This is a genomic window from Thermaerobacter litoralis, from assembly GCF_054654595.1.
In genome coordinates, this window is sequence record NZ_BAAIES010000006.1 from 176,884 (window position 1) to 196,712 (window position 19,829).

The 19,829-nt window shown below is 71.3% G+C and carries 14 protein-coding genes and 1 riboswitch; of the genes, 3 read left to right on the top strand and 11 right to left on the bottom strand.

Annotation, left to right across the window (positions count from 1 at the left end):
• Positions 1-17: 17 nt before the first annotated feature.
• A riboswitch (cyclic di-AMP (ydaO/yuaA leader) is annotated at positions 18-216 on the bottom strand.
• Between the two features lie 114 nt (positions 217-330).
• The 4 genes from ACYQ02_RS05010 to ACYQ02_RS05025 form a co-directional block, all read right to left on the bottom strand.
• Positions 331-2,520 (bottom strand): penicillin-binding transpeptidase domain-containing protein, encoded by a 2,190-nt coding sequence (locus tag ACYQ02_RS05010; RefSeq protein ID WP_460039340.1) that lies wholly within the window; start codon positions 2,518-2,520, stop codon positions 331-333.
• Between the two features lie 79 nt (positions 2,521-2,599).
• Positions 2,600-5,029 carry an S-layer homology domain-containing protein gene (locus ACYQ02_RS05015; protein WP_460039341.1) on the bottom strand — a complete coding sequence of 810 codons (2,430 nt, stop codon included), beginning with the start codon at positions 5,027-5,029 and terminating at the stop codon, positions 2,600-2,602.
• A gap of 199 nt (positions 5,030-5,228) precedes the next feature.
• Entirely contained in the window at positions 5,229-6,518 is a 1,290-nt protein-coding gene (locus ACYQ02_RS05020; protein WP_460039409.1) for a mechanosensitive ion channel family protein, read from the bottom strand.
• 77 nt (positions 6,519-6,595) lie between these two features.
• Positions 6,596-8,458: an NAD+ synthase gene (locus ACYQ02_RS05025; protein ID WP_460039342.1), complete on the bottom strand. Its 1,863-nt coding sequence runs from the start codon at positions 8,456-8,458 to the stop codon at positions 6,596-6,598.
• A gap of 273 nt (positions 8,459-8,731) precedes the next feature.
• Here ACYQ02_RS05025 and ACYQ02_RS05030 point away from each other — a divergent pair, with 273 nt between their 5' ends.
• Together ACYQ02_RS05030 and ACYQ02_RS05035 are read left to right on the top strand one after the other, a co-directional pair.
• The gene (locus ACYQ02_RS05030; RefSeq protein WP_460039410.1) at positions 8,732-9,814 is read left to right on the top strand and encodes a class II aldolase/adducin family protein; all 1,083 of its coding nucleotides are present in this window, start codon (positions 8,732-8,734) and stop codon (positions 9,812-9,814) included.
• A gap of 46 nt (positions 9,815-9,860) precedes the next feature.
• Positions 9,861-11,078 carry a zinc-dependent alcohol dehydrogenase gene (locus ACYQ02_RS05035; RefSeq protein ID WP_460039343.1) on the top strand — a complete coding sequence of 406 codons (1,218 nt, stop codon included), beginning with the start codon at positions 9,861-9,863 and terminating at the stop codon, positions 11,076-11,078.
• Positions 11,079-11,266: 188 nt separating this feature from the next.
• Here the strand turns inward: ACYQ02_RS05035 and ACYQ02_RS05040 are convergent, their stop codons facing one another.
• Together ACYQ02_RS05040 and ACYQ02_RS05045 are read right to left on the bottom strand one after the other, a co-directional pair.
• Positions 11,267-12,325, bottom strand: a complete 1,059-nt coding sequence (locus ACYQ02_RS05040) for a DUF1028 domain-containing protein (protein ID WP_460039344.1) — start codon at positions 12,323-12,325, stop codon at positions 11,267-11,269.
• A 175-nt stretch (positions 12,326-12,500) separates the two neighbouring features.
• Complete coding sequence (locus ACYQ02_RS05045; protein WP_460039345.1) at positions 12,501-12,812, bottom strand: hypothetical protein; 312 nt, start codon at positions 12,810-12,812, stop codon at positions 12,501-12,503.
• Between the two features lie 340 nt (positions 12,813-13,152).
• Between ACYQ02_RS05045 and ACYQ02_RS05050 the strand changes: the two genes are divergently transcribed.
• Positions 13,153-13,440 carry a hypothetical protein gene (locus ACYQ02_RS05050; RefSeq protein ID WP_460039346.1) on the top strand — a complete coding sequence of 96 codons (288 nt, stop codon included), beginning with the start codon at positions 13,153-13,155 and terminating at the stop codon, positions 13,438-13,440.
• Positions 13,441-13,559: 119 nt separating this feature from the next.
• Here ACYQ02_RS05050 and ACYQ02_RS05055 read toward each other — a convergent pair whose 3' ends face one another.
• The 5 genes from ACYQ02_RS05055 to ACYQ02_RS05075 form a co-directional block, all read right to left on the bottom strand.
• Positions 13,560-15,002: a GerMN domain-containing protein gene (locus ACYQ02_RS05055; RefSeq protein WP_460039347.1), complete on the bottom strand. Its 1,443-nt coding sequence runs from the start codon at positions 15,000-15,002 to the stop codon at positions 13,560-13,562.
• A gap of 92 nt (positions 15,003-15,094) precedes the next feature.
• On the bottom strand, positions 15,095-15,574 hold the full coding sequence (locus tag ACYQ02_RS05060) for a phosphoribosyltransferase (protein ID WP_460039348.1): 480 nt from the start codon (positions 15,572-15,574) through the stop codon (positions 15,095-15,097).
• Positions 15,575-15,635: 61 nt separating this feature from the next.
• Positions 15,636-17,591, bottom strand: a complete 1,956-nt coding sequence (locus tag ACYQ02_RS05065) for a sensor histidine kinase (RefSeq protein WP_460039349.1) — start codon at positions 17,589-17,591, stop codon at positions 15,636-15,638.
• A gap of 156 nt (positions 17,592-17,747) precedes the next feature.
• Positions 17,748-18,665: a response regulator gene (locus ACYQ02_RS05070; protein WP_460039350.1), complete on the bottom strand. Its 918-nt coding sequence runs from the start codon at positions 18,663-18,665 to the stop codon at positions 17,748-17,750.
• A 27-nt stretch (positions 18,666-18,692) separates the two neighbouring features.
• Positions 18,693-19,736: a hypothetical protein gene (locus tag ACYQ02_RS05075; RefSeq protein ID WP_460039351.1), complete on the bottom strand. Its 1,044-nt coding sequence runs from the start codon at positions 19,734-19,736 to the stop codon at positions 18,693-18,695.
• Positions 19,737-19,829 lie beyond the last annotated feature (93 nt).

The window sequence follows — 19,829 nt, forward strand, 5'->3', positions numbered from 1 at the left end:
CCGACCATCGACCCATGCGCCTCCTGCAGCCACGCCTGCGGGGTTAGCTGTCGGGTTCGGGCGGCCGCAGTCGCCCTACCGGCCCCCGGCGGCGGGCGGCCTGCGGATCGGCCGGTTTCCGCGTTGCGCCCGATCCGCGCCGCCGACCGGGGACCAGACTCACCCCGGAAGGTGGGTCCCCCGCTCCCCCTTTTGGGGATTCGGCGTTCCGGCCGAGGCCGTTCGCAGCCCAGCGACCGTCGAACGGCCTCCATGTCCTTGAGTGTGTGGCGCAAGGGCCGAACCTTGTCAATGGGCCGCTTCCTCTTCAATCGGCCGCTTCCTCTCGGGTTAGCGGCCCGGCGCCAGGCTCTCCAAGAGCCGAGCCGCCACCGCCACGGCCGGGTTCGGCGTCCCCTCTTCGGCCGCACCCACCTGGTGGACGGCAATGACCAGCACGTAACGGGGTTCGCCGCCGCCGGCCGGCGCCGCCCACCCGGCAAACCACCGCCAGCGGGCACCGGCCTCGCCGCCGGACACCTGGGCGGTTCCGGTCTTGCCCGCCACCGTCCAGCCCCGGACGCCATCCAGGGCGTGGGCGGTGCCGGTGGGATCGGAAACCACCCGGCGCAACGCGTCGCGAAGGATCCCGGCCGTTGCGGGACTTATGGCGGCTGGGCCCTCACCGCCGGCCGGGCCGGAGCCGGCGGCCGGTTCGTCCCCCTGCGCCCCGCCTGGGGGCAAGGGGTTGAGGACGAGCCGCGGCCGGGCCATGGTGCCGTCGCGGACGAAGGCGGTGTACATGGCGGCCAGCTGCAGCGGGCTCACCTGGACCTCCCCCTGGCCGTAGGCGCTGTCCGCCAGCTGGATCTCGGACCGGATCCCACCTTCCCCCGCCACCTGGCCCGCCCCCACGGGCAGGTCGAAGGGGAACTCCGCCCCCAGCCCGAACCGCGCCAGCCCCTGGAGGAACCGCTCCTCGCCCAGCGCCAGACCGAGCCGGGCGAAGTACACGTTGTCCGACCACACCAGCGCCCGGATCAGGTCGACCCGGCCGGGCGGATGGGGCACCCGGCGGACGTAGTAGTCGCCCCAAGAGGGGTCCTTCTGCCATGCGTCCGGGCTCGGCCCGAAGTCCGTGTCGGGGGTTGCGACCCCCGCCTCCAGGGCGACGGCCGCGGTGAAGGGTTTGAAGGTCGAACCCGGGGGCAGCGGCGCCAGCGCCTTGTGGAACAGGGGAGCCCTGCTGTCGCCCGTCAGCTGTTGCCACTCGCCGGCGGTGATGCCGTCGGCCAGCCGGTTGGGATCGAAGGCGGGCCGGCTGGCCAGGGCCATCACCTCACCGGAGGACGGGTCGAGCACCACCGCGGCGGCCTGGCCGTCGAGCCGCCCGTTGCCCCCCGCCCAGCGGGAATCTCCCAGGATCGCGTCCAGGGACTCCTCAAGGGCCCGCTGCACGTCGAGGTCCAGCGACAAGCGCACGTCACGGCCCGCCTCCGGCTCGCGGCGCACGATTTCCGGGCCTGCCGACCCGTCGGCCCGCTCGATCCAGATCCGGCCGCCGCGGCGTCCCCGGAGCTCGGCCTCCAGGACCCGCTCCAGCCCCTGCTTGCCGATGGCATCCGCCGGGCCGTAGCCGGCCTCCCGCCGCTCGGCGGTGAGTTCCTCGGCGGTGATGGCGCCGATGTAGCCCAGGGTGTGGGCGGCCAGGGCGCCGTGGGGGTACCAGCGGGCCGTCTCGCGGCTGGAGCTGATGAGCACGCCGGGGATCGCCAGCAGCTCCTCCTCCGCCGCTTCCGCCCGGGATTCCGGCCAGGTCACGATGGGGACGAACAGGTCATCCCGGACCCAGGGCTGCGCCAGTTGCTTTTCCACGGCCGCGGGGGGAACGCTCAGCACCTGGGCCAGCCGTTCAGCCGAATCCGGGGCCATCTTGCCCGGGACCAGGCCGATGGCGCGGGCCGGTTCGTCCAGGGCCAGAGGCCGGCCCTGGCGGTCGACCAGGCTGCCCCGGCGCGCGGGCAGGCTCTGGGCCCGCACCTTGTCGCCCTCCTGGAGATCGGGAAAGATCAGGGCCGGTGTCCAGTGGAGGCGCCAGCCCTCCTCCTCCCGCACCAGCCGGGCGGTGTACGACTGGCTGAACTCCCCGGCCAGGGCGGTCTGCCAGCGCACGTCGAAGGCGAGGGTGACCTCCTCCCCCTCCGGGCGAAAGTCGTCGGGCAGGTTGACTCGAGCGGTCAGGCCCGTGCGCTCGATGCCCTCCTCGATTCGGCGGTAGCGGTCGATGAAGTCCTGCTCCGCGATGGCCTCGCGGCTGGCGGCATCGAGGAAAGCATACATACCGGCGTAGTCCTGCTGTTCCCAGGCGTCCAGGTACTGGCGCAGGATGGCGTCGGGACCCGGCGCCCGGCTGCAGCCGGCCAGGGCAAGGACCAGCAGCAGGCACGATGCCCGAAACGCCAGCGGCCACCGTGGCCGGCGCCCTCCGCCGCCCTTGACCTGGTTGGCAGTCATCGCCCGCCCGCGTTGTCCAATCCGCACCGTCCTTTCCCCCCAGGAAACCGTGCCGCCTACCTGTCACCCGCCCTAGGTCGTCCCAGTTGTCGCCAAGCACAGGACCTTAGTCCTGCTCCGGTAAAGGTCCCACCGATTCGAACCAGGCCCGGAGGAAGCGGACGGCCATCACCCCGGTTTCCGCCCGGGTCGCGAGGTCGTCAGGATGGAGGAACCCTTGGCCGTCGCCTCGGACGACCCCGGCCAAAACGGCGGTGGCCAGGGAACGTCGTGCCCACGCGGGAACGGAGGCCCGGTCCTGAAACCGGGCAAGGACCTGTTGCGGATCGACTGGTAAAGAAACCCCCTTGGTTTCCAGGGCCCGCCCCAGCATGACGGCCAGTTGGAGTCGTGTCAGCTGCTCGTTAGCACCAAAGTATCCCGGCCGCAATCCGTGGGTCACGCCCGCCCGGTAGGCGGCGCCCACCCATCCAGCGGCCCAGGTGTGACGGGCATCCCGAAACCCTTCCGCAGCGTCAGGATCGGGGTCGAGCCCCAAGGCACGGCTCAGCATCGCAACAAACTCAAGCCGGGTGATCGGCCGATCCGGGGCAAAACGGGTATTCCAGGGGTCGGTCCCCTGTACGATTCCGTGGGCGTAGGCGGCCTCGATGATGTCCTCGGCCCAATGCCCGGCCATGTCCCGAAATCCAGCTTCCAGGGCAGCAATGACGTATGTGCCCGGATGTTGGGCGGTAAACCGTACCCTATCGTCACTGGCCCAGGACGGCCGTGCTGTCTTGGTACCCTCCGGGCTAATCCTCCACACGGCCACGATATCTTGCTCCCCTGACCATGCCATGGGTGCCGAGAAGTACACCGGCACCGGCCAACGAGCCGGGACAATCTCCTCGCCCCCGGAACCGCGTACCTTCCACCGAACCTCAAACGCACCGCCTGCCGGTCGTAGGCCACTTGGGGGGTCGGCCAACTGAACCTCATCCACCTCGATCGCGAAACGTACGGTCCCTTCGGGCTGTCGATCGAGATATGCCTTAAGTTCGGGGTCCACCTCCGACCAGCGTCCCAGATCAAGAAGGTCCGGCCTGACGGCAAATGCCATATTCTCTACCTGAAGCTGTAGATCCTGACCCCGTTCCCGCAGCAGGTCTTTCACCTGAGGATCAATAAAAATGGTTCGATTCGCCGGGAGTTCAATGACAATTGGTTTCCCAGGTTCCGTATGGTCCTTCAGGGTGGACTCGGAAATCTCAAAGTAGTCTGATGCCGGCGGCCGTGGCGTGACCGCAGGTGGTTCTCCCGGAGTTGGTGGCGGGGGAGTAATGGGCGGCTCGCCGGAAGTTGGAGGCTCAGGGTCAGTCCCAATGACAATCGTCCCCAGGTCCGTCACGACGTTGGACTTAACATCTGCCACGATGTGTTCTTCTTGTCCCGCGTATCGGACAACCCAGTGGTGGTGCCCGACCGGGGCAGTGACGGTAAACTCCCCAAACTCGTTGATAACCCATTGCAACGGGCGCTCGACGCTTTCGCCATCAGCAATATCGACCTTCTCAGCAACCCCTTCGAGTTCGTCGAGACGAAAATCGTTTCTTGGGCCAACGAGTTTTGCTTTCACCGTACCAACAGCATCGACAGGGCGGATCGTGAAAGTATATTCTCCGGAGCTGTCATCCAAATCAATTACATCCCATATCACCATTCGAGCGGACCCAACGATAACAGGAATCTCTACAAGATACCGGCCGGAAGGAAGGGCCAGCTGTCTATCGAAGCTGGGGTTATGAAATGGTTCATTCAGCGTGACCTCCCAGCCCTCCGAAAGGTGAAGAAAAGTTACCGCACCATTCAATTGCGTTCCGTCCGGTGGATCGGACACCTTGACCGCCACCGAACCCCGAATTGGAGGTACGGTCAATTCCGTAACCTGTTCTGTGCCGTCAACATTGACAACGAACCCCTTAAACTCAATGCTCGGGTAAAAATGCTCACGACCCGAGAACTTGTAGATTCCCCTCTCTAGTGCCATTCTGACGGAGAGTGGGGCCCCGAACCGTCGTCTAACCATACGAATGATAACGGCATGATTGGAATCAGCAGAAAGCGAGACTTCCGCCGCGTTCACCTCATCAGACAAATTGACAACCACATTGGCGTCGGTCTCACGAGTTGGGGCGACAGTTTGTATTGAAATATAGTTGGGACGCTCCGGATCTACCACGAGGCCTTCAAACACTTCGCGAAATGAAGCATATTCATACCCCTCGTCGTCCCTGAGAGAGTAGGTCAGATCCAACGTATAGGTTCCCGGCTGAACCAGCAAAAACCGAAACCGCCCATCTTGTTCCGACACTGTAGAACCTTCGATGCTGTACCCCCTTCTCAGGGAGAGAGTGACACCGGGAAAAGGCTCACCAGAAGGCGATAATACGACCCCTTCTAGTACACCAAGTTTGGTTTCCGAAGCCGCTTGCATTGGACCAGGAACCAGCGTAACGACCAAAGCCGACAAAAGAAACAAACTGATGTATTTCAACCGGTTGACTGGCCCTCCCACGTTCCAACCCCTCCGCAACCATGTGGAGATTTCCCGTCGCGATGCTAGTGTACATCACCAGGCATGACAACTCTTGTCATACCCATTGGATGTCGAGGGGTTGCAGGAAAGGCCGCCGAACCGGATGATCCACTCAAACCGCTCTTTTATAGGGTACGAGGCAACCCTCCGCCTGCCCTCACGCCGGGCCCTCGTCCGCCCGGCGGCGCTGGGGCGCGTCCCCGGGGGCCGGTTCGTCCGCATGATTCAGCCCTTGGGCCTGCATCGGGTCGGCGGACCACGCTCCCGCCGGCGCCCCGGCCCCGGCCCCGGCCCCGGACCCGGCGGTTGCCGCAGCCCGCCCAGGCTCCAAGGCACCCTTCGCTGGCACGGGCTCGGTTGCCTCCCCGGGCTCGATCAGGTGGACCGTCTGGGTGGGAAAGGCGAACTCGATGCCTTCCTCGGTGAACCGCCGGTATATGGCCAGGTTGATGGCCTGCTGGATGTCCATGTACAGCACGTAGTCGGGGTCCGTCGCGAAGTAGACGAACTCGAAGATCAGGGCCGAGTCGCCCAGCTGCTTGAAGTGACCGCGGTCGAAGCGCACCTGGGGCTGGGCCTCGATGATCTCCCGGACCAGGCCGGGGATGCGCTCCAGCTTCTCGACGGGGGTTCCATAGGGGACGCCGACGCGGAACTCGACCCGCCGCTCGGTCATCCGCTTCATGTTGCGGATCCGGCTCTTCAAAAGGTCGGCGTTGGCGATGACGATCTCTTCCCCGGTCAGGGCGCGGACCCGGGTCGTCTTGATGCCCACGTGCTGGACGGTGCCGGCGAAGTTGTCGACGACGATGAAATCCCCTACCACGAAGGGCTTGTCGAGGACGATGGAAAGGGATGCGAACAGGTCGCCGAGCACGTTTTGCAGGGCAAGGCCCACGGCGATGCCCGCGATGCCGAGGCCGGCCACCAGGGCGGTGATGTCCATCCCCAGTTGCCGGAGCACTACCAGGATGACGATGGTCCACAGGCCGACCCGGGAGAGAAGCTGGGCCCCGGCCAGGGCCGCCGCCACCTCTTCGTCGTCGCCGCGGGACTCGAAGACCCGCGCCAGAAAGAACCCGATGGCGTAGTTGGCCCACAAAGCGACCTGCAGGATCAGCACGATGGAGGTGATCTGGCGGATCCGGAAGGCGACGGGTTCGGCGATCACCAGGGCCTGCGACCCGGCCCAAACCGCCACCGCCAGCAGGGTGATGATCCCCGTGCGCCGCTGCAAGAGCTCGACGGCGAAGTCGTCCCAAGCGCTGGCGGTCCGCCCGGCCAGCCGGGCCAGCCGGCCTGCCAGCCGGTCCCGCACCAGGATCAGGACGGCCAGCACGGCCAGGCCGATGGCCAGGGCCAGCAGCCAGCGCCAGACAGGGTTGCCCAGGATCGGCCAGCGGGTAAAGGGCGCGGCGGCCATGGCCAAGAGATCCATCTCGCCCATCACGGTGCCACCTCCCCATCCACCATCCTTCGCAACGGTCGCCCGGCGGGCGGGCCTCGGGACCGTGGGAAACGCATCTAAGCAAACCTTTCGCCCGTGGAGCCTCCGTCGCCCGGCACGGCCTCCCGGTAACCGCTGGTGATGGGATAGCGCCGGTCCCGGCCGAAGGCCCGGGCGGTGATCTTGGGCCCGGGTGCCGCCTGGCGGCGCTTGTACTCGCTGCCCGCCACCAGGTGGACGACCCGGCGCACGGCGTCGGCTGGGAGCCCCCGGGCCACCAGGCTGGTGGCGGGCAGGTCCTTCTCGACATAGCCTTCGAGGATGGGGTCGAGCACCGCGTAGGGCGGCAGGCTGTCCTCATCCTTCTGGCCGGGGCGCAGCTCAGCCGTGGGCGCCTTCTCCAGCACCGAGCGGGGGATGACTGGTCCCCCCGGCCAGGTGTTACGATAGGCCGCCAGGCGGTAGACCAGGGTCTTGGGGACGTCTTTGAGGGGCGCGAAGCCGCCGGCCATGTCTCCATAGAGGGTGGCGTAACCCGTGGCCAGCTCGCTCTTGTTCCCCGTGGCCAGGACGAGCCCGCCGAACTTGTTGGCCAGGGCCATGAGCAGGGTGCCGCGGATGCGGGCCTGCAGGTTCTCCTCCGCCACGTCGAAGGGCCGGTCGCCAAAGAGGGGCGCCAGGGCCTGGCGGAAGGCAGCGAAGACCTCCCCGATGGGAATGGTCTCCAGGCCGATCCCCAGGTTCCGCGCCACCGCCTCGGCGTCATCCAGGCTGGCTGCGGAGGTGAAGGGCGACGGCATCCGCACCCCCGTCACCTGTCCGGGGCCCAGGGCGTCGGCCGCCAGGCAGGCCACCAGGGCCGAGTCGATGCCGCCGCTGAGCCCGAGCCACGCCCGCTGGAAGCCGTTCTTGGCGAAGTAGTCCCGCAGCGCCAGCACCAGGGCGGCGTAGACTTCTGCCTCCCCCTCCAGCACCTCGACCCGCCGCTGCGGCAGGGGGGGCTTGGGGCCGGCGACCGGCCCGCCGGCGGCCGCCCCGTCCCCCGAGGTTGCCGGCGGGTCTCCCGGGCCTCCCGGGGCGCCCGGGGCGCCGGCGGGTTCCAGGTCGACCCGCTGGACCCGGGCCGCTTCCTCCGGGCTCGCCGGCATGTGGCGAAAGCGCGGCTCGTGCCAGCGGGCCACCGCCGCCGCGGCCGGGTCGTAATCCCAGAGGATCAGGTCTTCGGCGAAGGGACGGCCCCGGGCCACGATCTCCCCCGCCGGGCTGACCACCAGGCTGTTGCCGTCGAAGACCAGCTCGTCCTGGCCGCCGACCAGGTTCGCGTAGACGATGGCCACCCCGAAATCGGTAGCCCGGGTGACCAGGAGCCCCTCCCGTTCCCGGGGCTTGCCGATGTGATAGGGGGAGGCGGACAGGTTGAGCAGGATCGCCGCCCCACCCGCCAGGGCCTGCTCGCGGATGGGGCCGTGGGGATACCAGAGGTCCTCGCAGATGCTGACGCCCAGGGCGATCCCGCGCAGCCGCAGCACCAGCGCCCGCCGGCCGGGGGCGAAGTAGCGCTCCTCGTCGAAGACGCCGTAGTTGGGCAGGAAGCGCTTGCAGGCCACCGCCCGCACCCGCCCGCCCTGCAGCACCGCCGCCGCGTTGTACAGGTCCCGCTCGCCGTGGACGAACCCGACCAGGGCCACGGGCCCGCCGGCCAGTTCCACCGCCAGCCGGTCCAACTGCCGGCGGGTCGCGTCGACGAACGCGGGGCGGAAGACCAGGTCTTCAGGCGGGTAACCGGTCAGGGCCAGCTCCGGGAACACCACCAGATCGGCCCCGGCCCGGCCGGCTTCGGCGGCAAACCGGGCCAGCTTGCGGGCGTTGCCCTCCAGGTCGCCCACGGTGCTGTTGACCTGGGCGATGGCGATGCGCAAGGGCGCAGCTGCTGGGTCCAAGGCGGTTCCTCCCCGGCGTGGAAACTATGGAAGGAGTTCGCCTGTAGTGTAGACATCCCCTGGGACGGGGTCAACGCGAGGGGCCCGCCCACCCGGGGGCGAGGGTCCGGCGCGCAGACCTGCTGGGGCCGGGAGCCCGCTTCCGGTTCGTTCCAGCCGGGAGGAACCGGGCGGGTTCTTCCTAAAATCTCATGCGACGGTGCGGGACAAACTACCGCCGGTGGCAGCGGTCGACCAGGCCAACCAGCACCGCCGAGAGGGAGGGGATGGGTGATGCGTTACGCCTTGCTGGCGCCGCCGCGGGACGACTTCCTCGGCCGCCTGCTGTCCGGGCTGCGCGGTGTGCTGGACCTGCACGGCCACCAGCCCACGACCGCCGACGACCCCGACCTGGGCCTGGCCATCCAGGTGGCCGACCCGGCGGATCCCCGGCCTTTCCGCCGCCAGTCCCGGGGGACCTTCGTCGTCACCCTGATGGAGGGGGAACCCGGGGACAACCTGCTGCAGCGGGCCTACCCCTATCTGGTCCGCACCCTGTCGAACCTGCTGATCTACGTCATCGACCAGGACGGGCACCGGTCCCTGCACTTCATCACGCCCGAGCTCGGCCACTACCAGATCGCCTACGAGGCCCGCAACGAGGGCGCCTTCTTCGAAGAGGTGTACGAGCGGCTGCGGCCCCTGGCCCAGTCCCGGTTCGTCCTGGACAACGTGTTCGAGCCGGACCTGCCGGAGGCCTTGTGGGACGGGAACGAGACGACCCGGGCCCTGGCCCGGGCCGGGCAGCGCCTGGCCGCCCTGGACCTGCTGCCGGCACCCTTCCCCCTCGAGCAGTACCTCTCGCCGCGGGACCTGCGGCACCTGAAGCTGCTCTACGGGATCGGCGGGTTGAGCTACGGCAACCTCAGCGCCCGCCACGAGGGGAACACCTTCTGGATGAGCGCCAGCGGCATCGACAAGTCGCGCATGGAGGTCGTGGGTCGCGACATCTTGCTGGTCAAGGACTACGATCCCGAACGGCAGGCCATGATCCTGAGCGTGCCGGCCGACCGGGAGCCGCGGCGGGTCTCGGTGGACGCCATCGAGCACTGGATGATCTACCGGGAACACCCGGAGGTCCAGGCCATCATCCACGTCCATGCCTGGATGGACGGCGTGCCCTCCACCGAGGCCAATTACCCCTGCGGCACGTACGAGCTGGCCACGGCCGTGGCGGAGCTGGTGCGGCAGGCGCCGGACCCGGCGGCGGCCGTCATCGGTCTCAAGAACCACGGCCTGACCATCACCGGGCGCTCGCTGGAGGACATCTTCGAGCGCATCGAGGGACGGATCCAGCGGCAGGTGCCGATGAGCTAGGCCGGCCCTGCCTCGCCGGCCCCTGCCGGGAGAGGAGGCCCGCTCCATGAAGGCCCTGGTCTACCGGCTCTCCCTGCCCCGGGTGGCGGTGGCCAAGCTGTTGGGCCACCGCTGGCCCTGGCTGGTGTACGGCCCGGCCGGTCCGGTGTCCTACGCCGACTGGCCCGACCCCACCCTCCCGGGGGACGACTGGGCGGTGGTGGCGCCCCGGCTGGCGGGCCTCTGCGGCTCCGACATCGGGGTCATCGCCGCCCACACGAGCCCTTCGGCCTCGCCCTTCAGCTCCTTCCCGGCGGTGCTGGGCCACGAGGTGGTGGGGGTGATCGCCGAAGCGGGCGCCCGCGTGCCCTGGCCCGCCGGCACCCGGGTGGTGGTCGACCCCTCCATCTCCTGCACCATGCGGGGCCTGTCCCCTTGCCCCCAGTGCCAGCGGGGCTTCCCCTACCTGTGCCAGCACTGCACCGACGGCGACCTGGCCCCCGGGTTTCTGGTGGGCTACTGCCGCGACCTGCCCGGGGGCTGGGGCGAGCGGATGCTGGCCCACCAGAGCCAGCTCCACCCCGTGCCCGACACCCTGTCGGACGAACGGGCCGTCCTGGTCGAACCCCTGGCCATCGCGGCCCACGGCATCCTCCGCCATCCGCCGGCCCCCGGCGACCGGGTCCTGGTGATCGGGGCCGGGACCATCGGCCTGGCCACGGTGGCGGCCCTGCGCCTGCTGGGGTATGACGTCCCCGTCACCGTGGCGGCCCGGCACGGCATGCAGGCTCGCCTGGCCCGGGAGCTGGGGGCCGCCCAGGTGGTCCCTCCCGCCGAGCTGGGCCGGGTCGCCGTGGAGGCCGGCGCCCGGGCCTTCCGGCCCATCCTGGGACGCGACGTGTACCGGGGCGGGTTCGACCTGGTCTACGACTGCGCCGGCACCCGCCGCTCGCTGGATGACGCCCTGCGCCTGGCCCGGGAGGGCGGCACCGTGGTCCTGCTGGGGGCCGCCGGGGAAATCCCCCGGCTGGACTGGACCTTCGTGTGGATGCGGGAGCTGGAGATCGTCGGGGCCGTGGGATACGGCCTCGAGCAGGTGGGCGGCCGCACCGTCCACACCTTCGACCTGGTGCTGGAGGCGCTGGCCGCCCATCCGGATCTGCCCGTCGAGCGGATGGTCACCCACCGCTTCCCCCTCCGCCGCTACCGGGAGGCCTTGAAGGCCGCCCTGGACCGGCGGTCGTCGGGGGCGGTGAAGATCGTCTTCACCCCGAACGAAACCTGACCACCTTCTCGGAATCGGTTCGTACTAGCTCGCGCCCAGCCGGGCCGGGGACGCACCGGCTCGACCGGGGCAGCCGGCCCCTTGGCGGCTCCAGCCCGCTGGAGCAGGCCCAGCCGGTCAAGAGGCCGGCGGCGGCGGCCTTCCGGCTGGTCCGGACGGTGCCGGCCGGCGACGGGCTGCCCCGCCGGCTACGCCCCCGGCTGGGCCGGTGCCCCGGGCGCCTCCCCCGCCCGCCTCCGGGCCAGGGACCGCAGGTAGTCGAGGACGTCGCCGTCGATCACCCGGTCGCCGACCACCCGCTCTTCGAAGTTTTCGTTCATCTGGAAGGTTCGCAGGGCGGACCGGGTGGGCTCGTCGAGGACGCCCGTCAGGGGGCCCTGGTAATACCCGGCCGCCTGCAGTAGCCGCTGGACCTCCCCCACCACCGGCCCTTCGAGGGGAACCTGGCGGGACGGGTCAGGGGTGCCGAAGTAGAGCCGGTGCAGCCGCATCAGGCGGTCCAGTTCCTCGATGGGCTGCAGGTGGTCGTCGACCCGCAGGTCAAGCCAGCGGTCGTTGAAGCCGCCGTAACCGCCCCGGGGCTTGACGACCAGCAGGGCGGCCGACTGCTGCCCCCGGCGGTCGCCACCCGCCGCCTGGGCCGCCCGCAGAGCCTCGATCAGCCGCTCCTCCATGGGCAGCCCCCGGTCGCGGGCCGCCTCGTAGGCCCGCGCCATCTCGTCGACCACCGCCGGCCCGGCCAGGATGTTCCCCTGGCAGGCGTAGCCGTCCCCTACCCGGTGGCCGGCCCACTCGAAGCAGGCCTTTCCGGTGTAGGCCGCCGCCCGCCCCTGGGCGTCGACCACGCCCAGCTGGCGGTGGTCCCGGTCGGGGTCGGCCTCGACGAGCCGCCCGACCACCTCCTCCGCCGGCAGGCCCTGGCGCAGCAGGGCCAGGCCGTCCGGCCCGTAGGCCACGTTGGCCCAGGCCTGGGTCGCCACGGCCCCCGTCCCGGCCTCGGCCCAGGGAACCACCGCCCCCACGGCCAGGAACTTGGACTGGACGCCGATCCCCCAGACCTGGGCCTCGGGGTCGGCCGCCACGATGGAGAAGGTGGCCACCCACGGCGTTCCACCCGGCGTGCGCCGGCTCCGGCCTGCCTTGCTCCGGTCGTGGTCGACCAGCGCCAGGATGTCACCCGCGGCACCGGCCCCGGAGCGACCGGCCCCGGAGCGACCGGCACCGGTCCTTCCCATGCGGTCCTGCATCGCCATCCCCCCTCGTGGGGCGACGCCATCGCCCCGCGCCCGGACGGATCCCCTGACGCCGGGCGTCGGGTGCGCCGGCATCGCCCGTGGTTGCCCCCGGCCCCCGCCGCCTCACCCGGAACAGGAGCCCGAGGCGGGCCACCGGGCCCCCGCCCCGATGGCCGCCGGCCCCATCTCAGTCGGCGGGCATGATGTAGCGCAGGCCCCACGGCTCCCACTGCCGCGCAAAGGCCTCAGCCCGGGCGTAGCCGACCGTGCGGCCGGTTTGCACCCAGTAGCCGTCTTCCCGGGACGGGTGGGGCGCCACGTACATCCGGTACCCGGTCACCCGGGTGAAGGAGGCCGCGGCCTTGGCCGCCTCAGCCCGGGTGCGGTAGTACCCGCCGCCGATGTGGTATCCGGCATGGCGCACGTAATACACGATCCGCCGCACCAGTTCCTGCCCGCTCAGCCCGCGCTCGCCGCCGTTGATCCGCGGGATCTCCATTCCCAGGCCCCATCGCAGGCGCCGGGGCCGTGCCGCAAGACAACCCACGCAAGGGTCTGAATCAAGGGCCGCCTCCGGCATGTCCCGAAGCTCGGGGCATGTCCAGAATGCGAAAACAAGAGCAATACCTCGATATCAAATGATTGGGGACGATTTGGCAAGATAATTCAAGGACAGCGCCCTTGCTTTCTGACGCACTTTGTGGTTAGCCGCACCGCCGGTTTTGACCTTCCCTGACCAACCTGCATACGGTGAGGGTGGAAGGCCGGCCCAGGCCGGGCCCGGGCGGCCGGCGCCGGTCTCCCGCCGAAATCCCAACGGCGAAAGGAGGGCGGTTGCGATGATGGGTGTTCTCGGTTGGGTGGCCGCCATCGTCGTCGGTCTGATCCTTGGTTGGGCCGTGAGCCGCTACGCCATCGGTGGCCGCCAGTTCCCCGGCAACCTGCCCGGCTCGCTGGTCACCGGCGTGGTCGGTGGCGTCCTGGGGGCCTGGATCCCGGGCAACTGGGGCTGGACCCTGGACGGCGCCAACATGATCGCGGCCATCCTGGCGTCGGCGGTCCTCACCTGGCTGGTCGGCTACTTCGGCGGCAAGGAAGAGAGCAAGTCGGCGGGCACGTCCAGCTAATCAGACGCCAGGGCGGCACCGGGAACCCGGGCTCCCGGTGCCGCCTTTTCAGTGCCTGTGTCTGGGTTCCGGTGGAACGGTCCTCAGACAAACGGTGCCGCGGCTTGCCCCGCCCTGTCCTACCGCTTGGTCTCCGGCGCCACGGCCCGGATCGTGTCGATCCACCACACGCCCCGGTCGCCCTTGCGCACCGGCTGGATCAGCAGCACCTCGTACTCGCGCCCATCGTGCTTGACCCGCACCACGGCCCGCCCTTGACCCGAGTCGACCTGGACCAGGGTGAACTCGTCGCTGTACGGGTCGAACCCGTACAGCCCGCCCTGGTGCCGGACGGCGTCCACCGGGTCCAGCCGCCAGAGGTTGGCGCCGCCGTCCACTTCCTCCTGCCACCCCCGCACCAGGTCGGGATCGACGGGCTTGCGGCCGGTCTGGATGGCGCGGGAGCGGACGTCGTGGATCACCCAGATGCCCTGGTCGCCCTGTTCCCGCGGCTGGATCATGTGCAAGGTGTAGTAGCTGTTGCCGTGCCGCACCCGCACCAGGGCCTCGCCCAGGCCGGAGCCCTCGCCCCGGTCCGTCCGGTGCAGGAGCACGTACTCATCCCAACCGTAGAATCCGTAGGTGGTCGCCAGGTAACGGGCCGCCTCCACCGGGTCGGTCAGCCACTGCATCCGCCCCTGGACGACCTCGTCCTGGAAGAAGTTCATCACCGCGTCGTCGATCTCCATCTGCCAAGGCGTCCAGCCGCCGTCCGACCCGGACGAACCGGTCCCTGCGGCGTCGCCGGCGGCCCGGGCCTCCGGCTCGCCCTGCGCGCCGGCGGCGGCCGGTTCGTCCGTCACGGTGGGATCGGGCACGGCGCCTTCAGGCAGCGGGCCGCCGGGGACGATCATCAGCCGCTCCAGGGGCTGGTCGATGGCGATGTGGCCCGCCAGGGTCTCCACGGGCTTCCCCTCGACCAGGATCTGCACGCGCCGGATGCCGGGGATCCCGGTCAGGGTCTGGACGATGGCGTGGATCGTCACACCCTCCCCGTAGCTGCCGCCCGGGTGGTTCTTGATGAACTCCTCGGAGAAGTTCACGTAGGCGGTTTGCTGGCTGTCGTCGACGGAGACGGACAGCACCCGGGTGCCCTTGGGCAGGACGGAGACGAAGGGCGAGTTGGCCGGCGGCTCCAGCAGGTTCTCCAGGGCGATCCGCGCCAGGTCCGCGGTGCGCTGGGGCCGGTCGACGGTGCGGCGCCAGGGCCAGGGATCCAGCAGGCCCGACCGGGAGCCGTAGAACAGGGTGATGGTCACCCGCTCGTCACCGGGGTTGGGGACGATGGCCGGCGTCCCCTCCAGGTCGCTGGATGCCATCGGGAGGCCGCCCTGCCCACCCGAACCGTCCGGGGCGATGACCACCTCGTTGGGACCGCTCCCCACGGCCGGGTGCCCGCAGGCGCTGAGCAGGAGGGCGATCGACAGCAAAAGGACGGGCACGACAGCCTGCGCGCGGCGCCGCTGGGCCCGCCCCGGCCGGTTCGTCCGTCCAAAATGGGGAAAAGCGTCTCCGATGGACACGATGGCCTCCCCTCCAGATGCCATCGTATCGCCCTGGCGTTACGCACCCTTATCAGCAAAGTGTCGGAAAGGTTGCAAAAACGATGTTTCCCTCACCGTTCCGACTCCGGATCCCACGGGTAGACGATCCAGTCGTCGGTCTCCTCGGCATAGAAGTCCGGCCGGCCGGAAACCACCGAGCGCTGGGGCTTGTAGTGCATGACGGCCACGGCGGGACGACCGCCGGCCTCCTCCACCCGGTGGCGCACGGCGGCGACCGTGCGGCCGCTGTCCCAGACGTCGTCGACGATCAACACGCGCTTCCCCTTCAGGTAGGGGTCGGGCGGGAACTGCAAAAAGGTGGGGCGGTCCAGGGTCTCGCCGACCCCGGTGTAGAACATCACGGCGGCGACCAGGATGTTGCGCATGCCGGTCTTCTCGCTGATCAGGCACGCCGGGACCATGCCTCCCCGGGTGATGACCAGCATGGCATCGTACTCCTCGATGCGGATCTGCTGCAGGAGGCGATCGACCAGCTGCTCGATGTCCTGCCAGGTCAGGTATTTCTTCACCGGCTGTCCGATGGCGTCCACCCCCTCGCCGCGCCCAGGACGGGAGCCGGCGCGGCGGCATCGCAAGGCGTCGAAATTGGTTTCATTTTAGCCCATCGGCGGCGGGGCGCGAATCCTCGCCGCCTCCGGCGGCGCCCGCCGGCCCGGGGCTCGCCAGCGGCCATTCGACCACGGGCCAGTACAGGCCGAAGACGCTGCCGCGCCCCACCTGGCTCGCCACGGCCACCACCCCGTCGTGGAGGCGGGCGATCTCCCGCACGATGCTCAACCCCAGCCCGGCACCGGAGGCGTCGCCGCCCCGCGCCCGCGCCCGATCGACCCGGTAGAACCGCTCGAAGAGGTGGGGCAGCTCGTCGGCCGGGATGCCAGGCCCGCGATCGACGACCCACACCCAGGCAACGCGGGCGCTGCGGCGCACCGCCTCGTCGTCGCCCACCACCCGGAAGGCAGGGCCGGCTTCGGGCCCGGTTCCCGCGCCCGGGCTGCCGAGGCCGGCGGGGCTCGGGACGGCGCCGGGGCCGCCCGGGCCGGATTCCGCCGCTCCCGGCGCCGCCGTCCCTTCCGCCGGATCCCCGCCAGCGGCGGGCGCGGCGGGCGGCCGGTTCGGGCTGGCCGTGGAGGAGGTGGGCGGCTGGCCCCGGTCCCCAGCACCGGCGGCCGGCTCGCCGGCGGTGGCCGCGGCCTGGACGGCGCCGGCCTGGAGGGCGCCGGCAGCGGGGGCGGGCCGGGCAGGAGCGGGCTCGCCCGGGCCGGCAGCTGGGGGGCCCCCGGCGCCGTCACCGGCGCCACCGGGGGGCTGGGCCGGGGCGGCCGGTTCGTCCGACCGGGCCAGTTCCGCCGCCATGGCGCGCCCGGCCGAGTCCGGATCGAAGCCCGCCTGCTCGCCGAAGACCACCCGCACCAGGCCCGGGCCCCCGTACTTCATGGCGTTCTCCAGCAGGTTGGTGACGGCCCGCTCCATCTTGGTCCGGTCGACCAGCACCTGGGGGTTGCCGCGCCCCTCCAGCCGGATGCGGCAGCCCAGCCGGCGGGCCTCCGGCTCCAGCCACCCCGCCACCACCGTCACCAGCTCCGCCAGCGGCACGGGCCGCAGGTCGACGGTCTCCTTCTCCCGGTCCAGCCGGGCCAGGGTGAGCAGGCTGGAGGTCAGCCGCGCCAGGCGCTCCACCTGGTCGTCGATGTCGCGGAGGAACTCGCGGTAGTCCTCCAGGGTGGCGTCGGGGTCGTGGATCAGGGCATCGGTCAGGGTCTTCAGGGCGGCCACGGGCGTGCGCAGCTCGTGGGACGCGCTGGCGATGAAGTCGCGCCGGGACTCGTCGATGCGGGCCAGGTGGGCCGCCATGTCGTTGAAGGCCCGGGCCAGCTGGGCCAGCTCGTCCCCGCCCCGGGCCGGCACCCGCTCGTCGAACCGGCCGCGGGCGATGCGCCCCGCCGCCCGGGCCAGCTCCCGCAGCGGCGCCGCCAGGTAGGCACCGAACAGGTAGGCCACGGCTCCGGCCCCCAGGGCGATGAGGGCCCCCAGCTGCACCATGCGCCGGCGGATCTGGTCCACGGCGGCAAAGACGTCGGTCACGTCGGTGGACAGGACCACGGCGCCCGCGACCCGGTCCCCCGCCCCCCGGACCGGGGCCGCGGCGTACATGGCGTAGCGCCCGTCGGGCAGCCGGCGCACGCCGGCCCGGCTGACCCCCTGCAGGGCGCTGACGATCTCGATGTGCTCCAGCCGGTGGCCGACCAGGCTGGCGTCGGTCCCTGCCGCGGTGTCGGCCAGGACGAACCCGGCATCATCCACCGCCAGGAGCCGGCCCAGGTCCTGCAGCCGCAGGGCCGCCACCTGATTCGCCAGCCGCTCCCGGTCGCCTTCGGCGATGGCGTCGCCCAGGCTGCCGGCGAAGAAGGCGGCCGTCGCCAGCGCCCGGGACTGGCGGTCCCGCAGCAGGACCCCCTGGGTGGTGTCGCTGGCCACCTGGACCGTCACGGCCAGGCTGGTCAGGGTCACGGCCAGGAGCGCCAGGATGATCTTCCAGCGCAGGGACAAGGCACCCGTCTCCCGATGGGGACATGGATCGCCGGCCGCCCGGAGGGGCGTCGCCGGCCGGGACCAGAGGAGGCGTCCCGGACGGGGGCTGGAGGGCCCCTGGACCCGCGGCGGGCCCGATCCGGGGCGGACCTGAACGGTGGCCGGTTCCACCCCCTACCGGCCGACCCCGGTCTCGGGCGCGGCCCCCTCGCCGCCCAGGCGGCGGGCGATCTCCTCCGGCTCGGCAAAATAGTAACCCACGCCCCACTTGGTGCGGACGAACACCGGATGGGCAGGGTCGGGCTCCAGCCGCTCCCGCAGGCGCCGCACCGCCACGTCGACGGTGCGGGTGTCGCCGGCGTAATCGTAGCCCCACACCTGCTCCAGCAGTTGCTCCCGGGTGAAGACCCGGCCCGGCCGCTGGGCCAGCACGACCAGGAGGTCGAACTCCCGCGGCGTGAGCTCCACGGCCCGGCCCTGGACCGTCACCCGGTAGCGCGCCCGGTCGATGCGCAGGGGCCCCCGCACCAGGACCTCGCCCTCGGCTTCTTCGGCCCGCGGGGCGGCCCCCGCCGCCTGCGGGCCACCGCCCTCGGGCGTCCCCCGGCCCACGGGCGCGGCAGCCCCGTCCGGGCGGGCGCCGGGCTCCGGCCGGGGGTCTTCGGGCCGGACGCCGGCCCCGGCCCGGCCCGGTGCCGCGGGGGTGCCGACGGCCAGGCCGCCCACCGGCTTCATCCGCCGCAACACCGCCCGGATGCGGGCGATCAGCTCCCGGGGATTGAAGGGCTTGACCACGTAATCGTCGGCGCCCAGCTCGAGGCCGACGATGCGGTCTACGTCCTCGTCGCGGGCGGTCAGCATGATGATCGGCACCTGGGAGGTCTTGCGCACCTCCCGGCACACGGTCAGCCCGTCGATCTCGGGCAGCATGAGATCGAGGATGATGAGGTCGATGCCGCCCGCCGCGAACCGTTCCAGCGCCTGGCGCCCGTCGGTGGCCACCTCCACCTCGAAGCCCGCCTGTTCGAGGCTCCGGCGCAGGCCCTTGACCAGGGCGGCCTCGTCGTCCACCAGCAGGATCCGCTCGGCCACGGCACCGCCTCCTTCCCGTCACCAACGCTAGCGCAGCCGGGCCAGTTCCGGAACCAGCGCGTCCAGGTCGTCCTCCGCGCCGGCCGGGACCGCCGGATGCGCCGGTGGAACCGTCCCCGGGTGCAAGGCGCCGGCCACCGCTCCCGCCACGGCGGCCAGGACCGGCGCGGTCCCGGGGGCCGCCGCCGCGCCGGCCGTCTCGGCCACGGCCCGTTCGACCCCGCCGGCTGCCGCGGCCAGGACCAGCGCGAAGGGGATGGCCCGGCTGGCCTGCCCGTCGGGCTCCCAGCGGCTGCGCAGGATGGCCCCCAGGCCCCCCGGGGGGACGGCGGGCCCGCGGCCGGCCAGGGTCAGGCGCAGGGTGTCCAGGCCGTGGGCCACCGCCGCGGCCGGTTCGTCCCCAGACGCCATGCCGCTTCCCGCGGAAAGGCCGACCGCCAGGGAGGCGGCTTCCCCGGCGCAGTCCAGGGCCCCTTCCGGCCCCTCCCCCTCCACCGCGGCCGCGACGGCGGCGGCCACGGCAGCGGCCGCCGCCAGGGTCGCCGGCGCCGGCGCGGGGCCGTTGAAGTGCGCCGCTGCCGTGCGGACCAGGGTGAGGGCATCCTGGACGAGCCATTCCAGGTCGTCCGGGCGGTTGATCAGGCCGGCCACCACGGCCCACAGGGCGGGTTCCAGCGGCGCGGGGGAATCGGGGCGCGGCGGCGGTCCCGAGGCCCCGGCGACGCGGGCGGATGGATCGCCTGGCGAACGGGGCGCGGCAGCGGAACCCCTCGCGGCCAAGGGGGAAGCCGCGGGCTGCCCGGCGGGCTCCCCCTGGCCGCCGACGGAAGGAGGCCGATCCGCGGCATCGAGGGCCGGTTCGACCCGGCCCTCATGGGCCGCCACCAACCGGGCCAGGGCCAGGAGGCGCCGTCCGGCCGGCCCGGCGGCGGGAGGAGGCGGGGCCTTAAGGCCTGCGGCTCCAGACGGCGCCGCCAGGGCCCTGCGGCCCACCCCCTCTCCCCACAGGGCCGCCCCCAGGGCCGCCCGGATGCGCAGGTTCGTCGACCCTTCCACTGCCGGCCACGTCAACGCTCCATCCCACCTCGCCGCGGCCTTGTCCCCCGGCCGGCAACCGGCCCAGGGGCCACCGCGCCCCGCCGGCGGCACGGGGCCGGGGCTCGC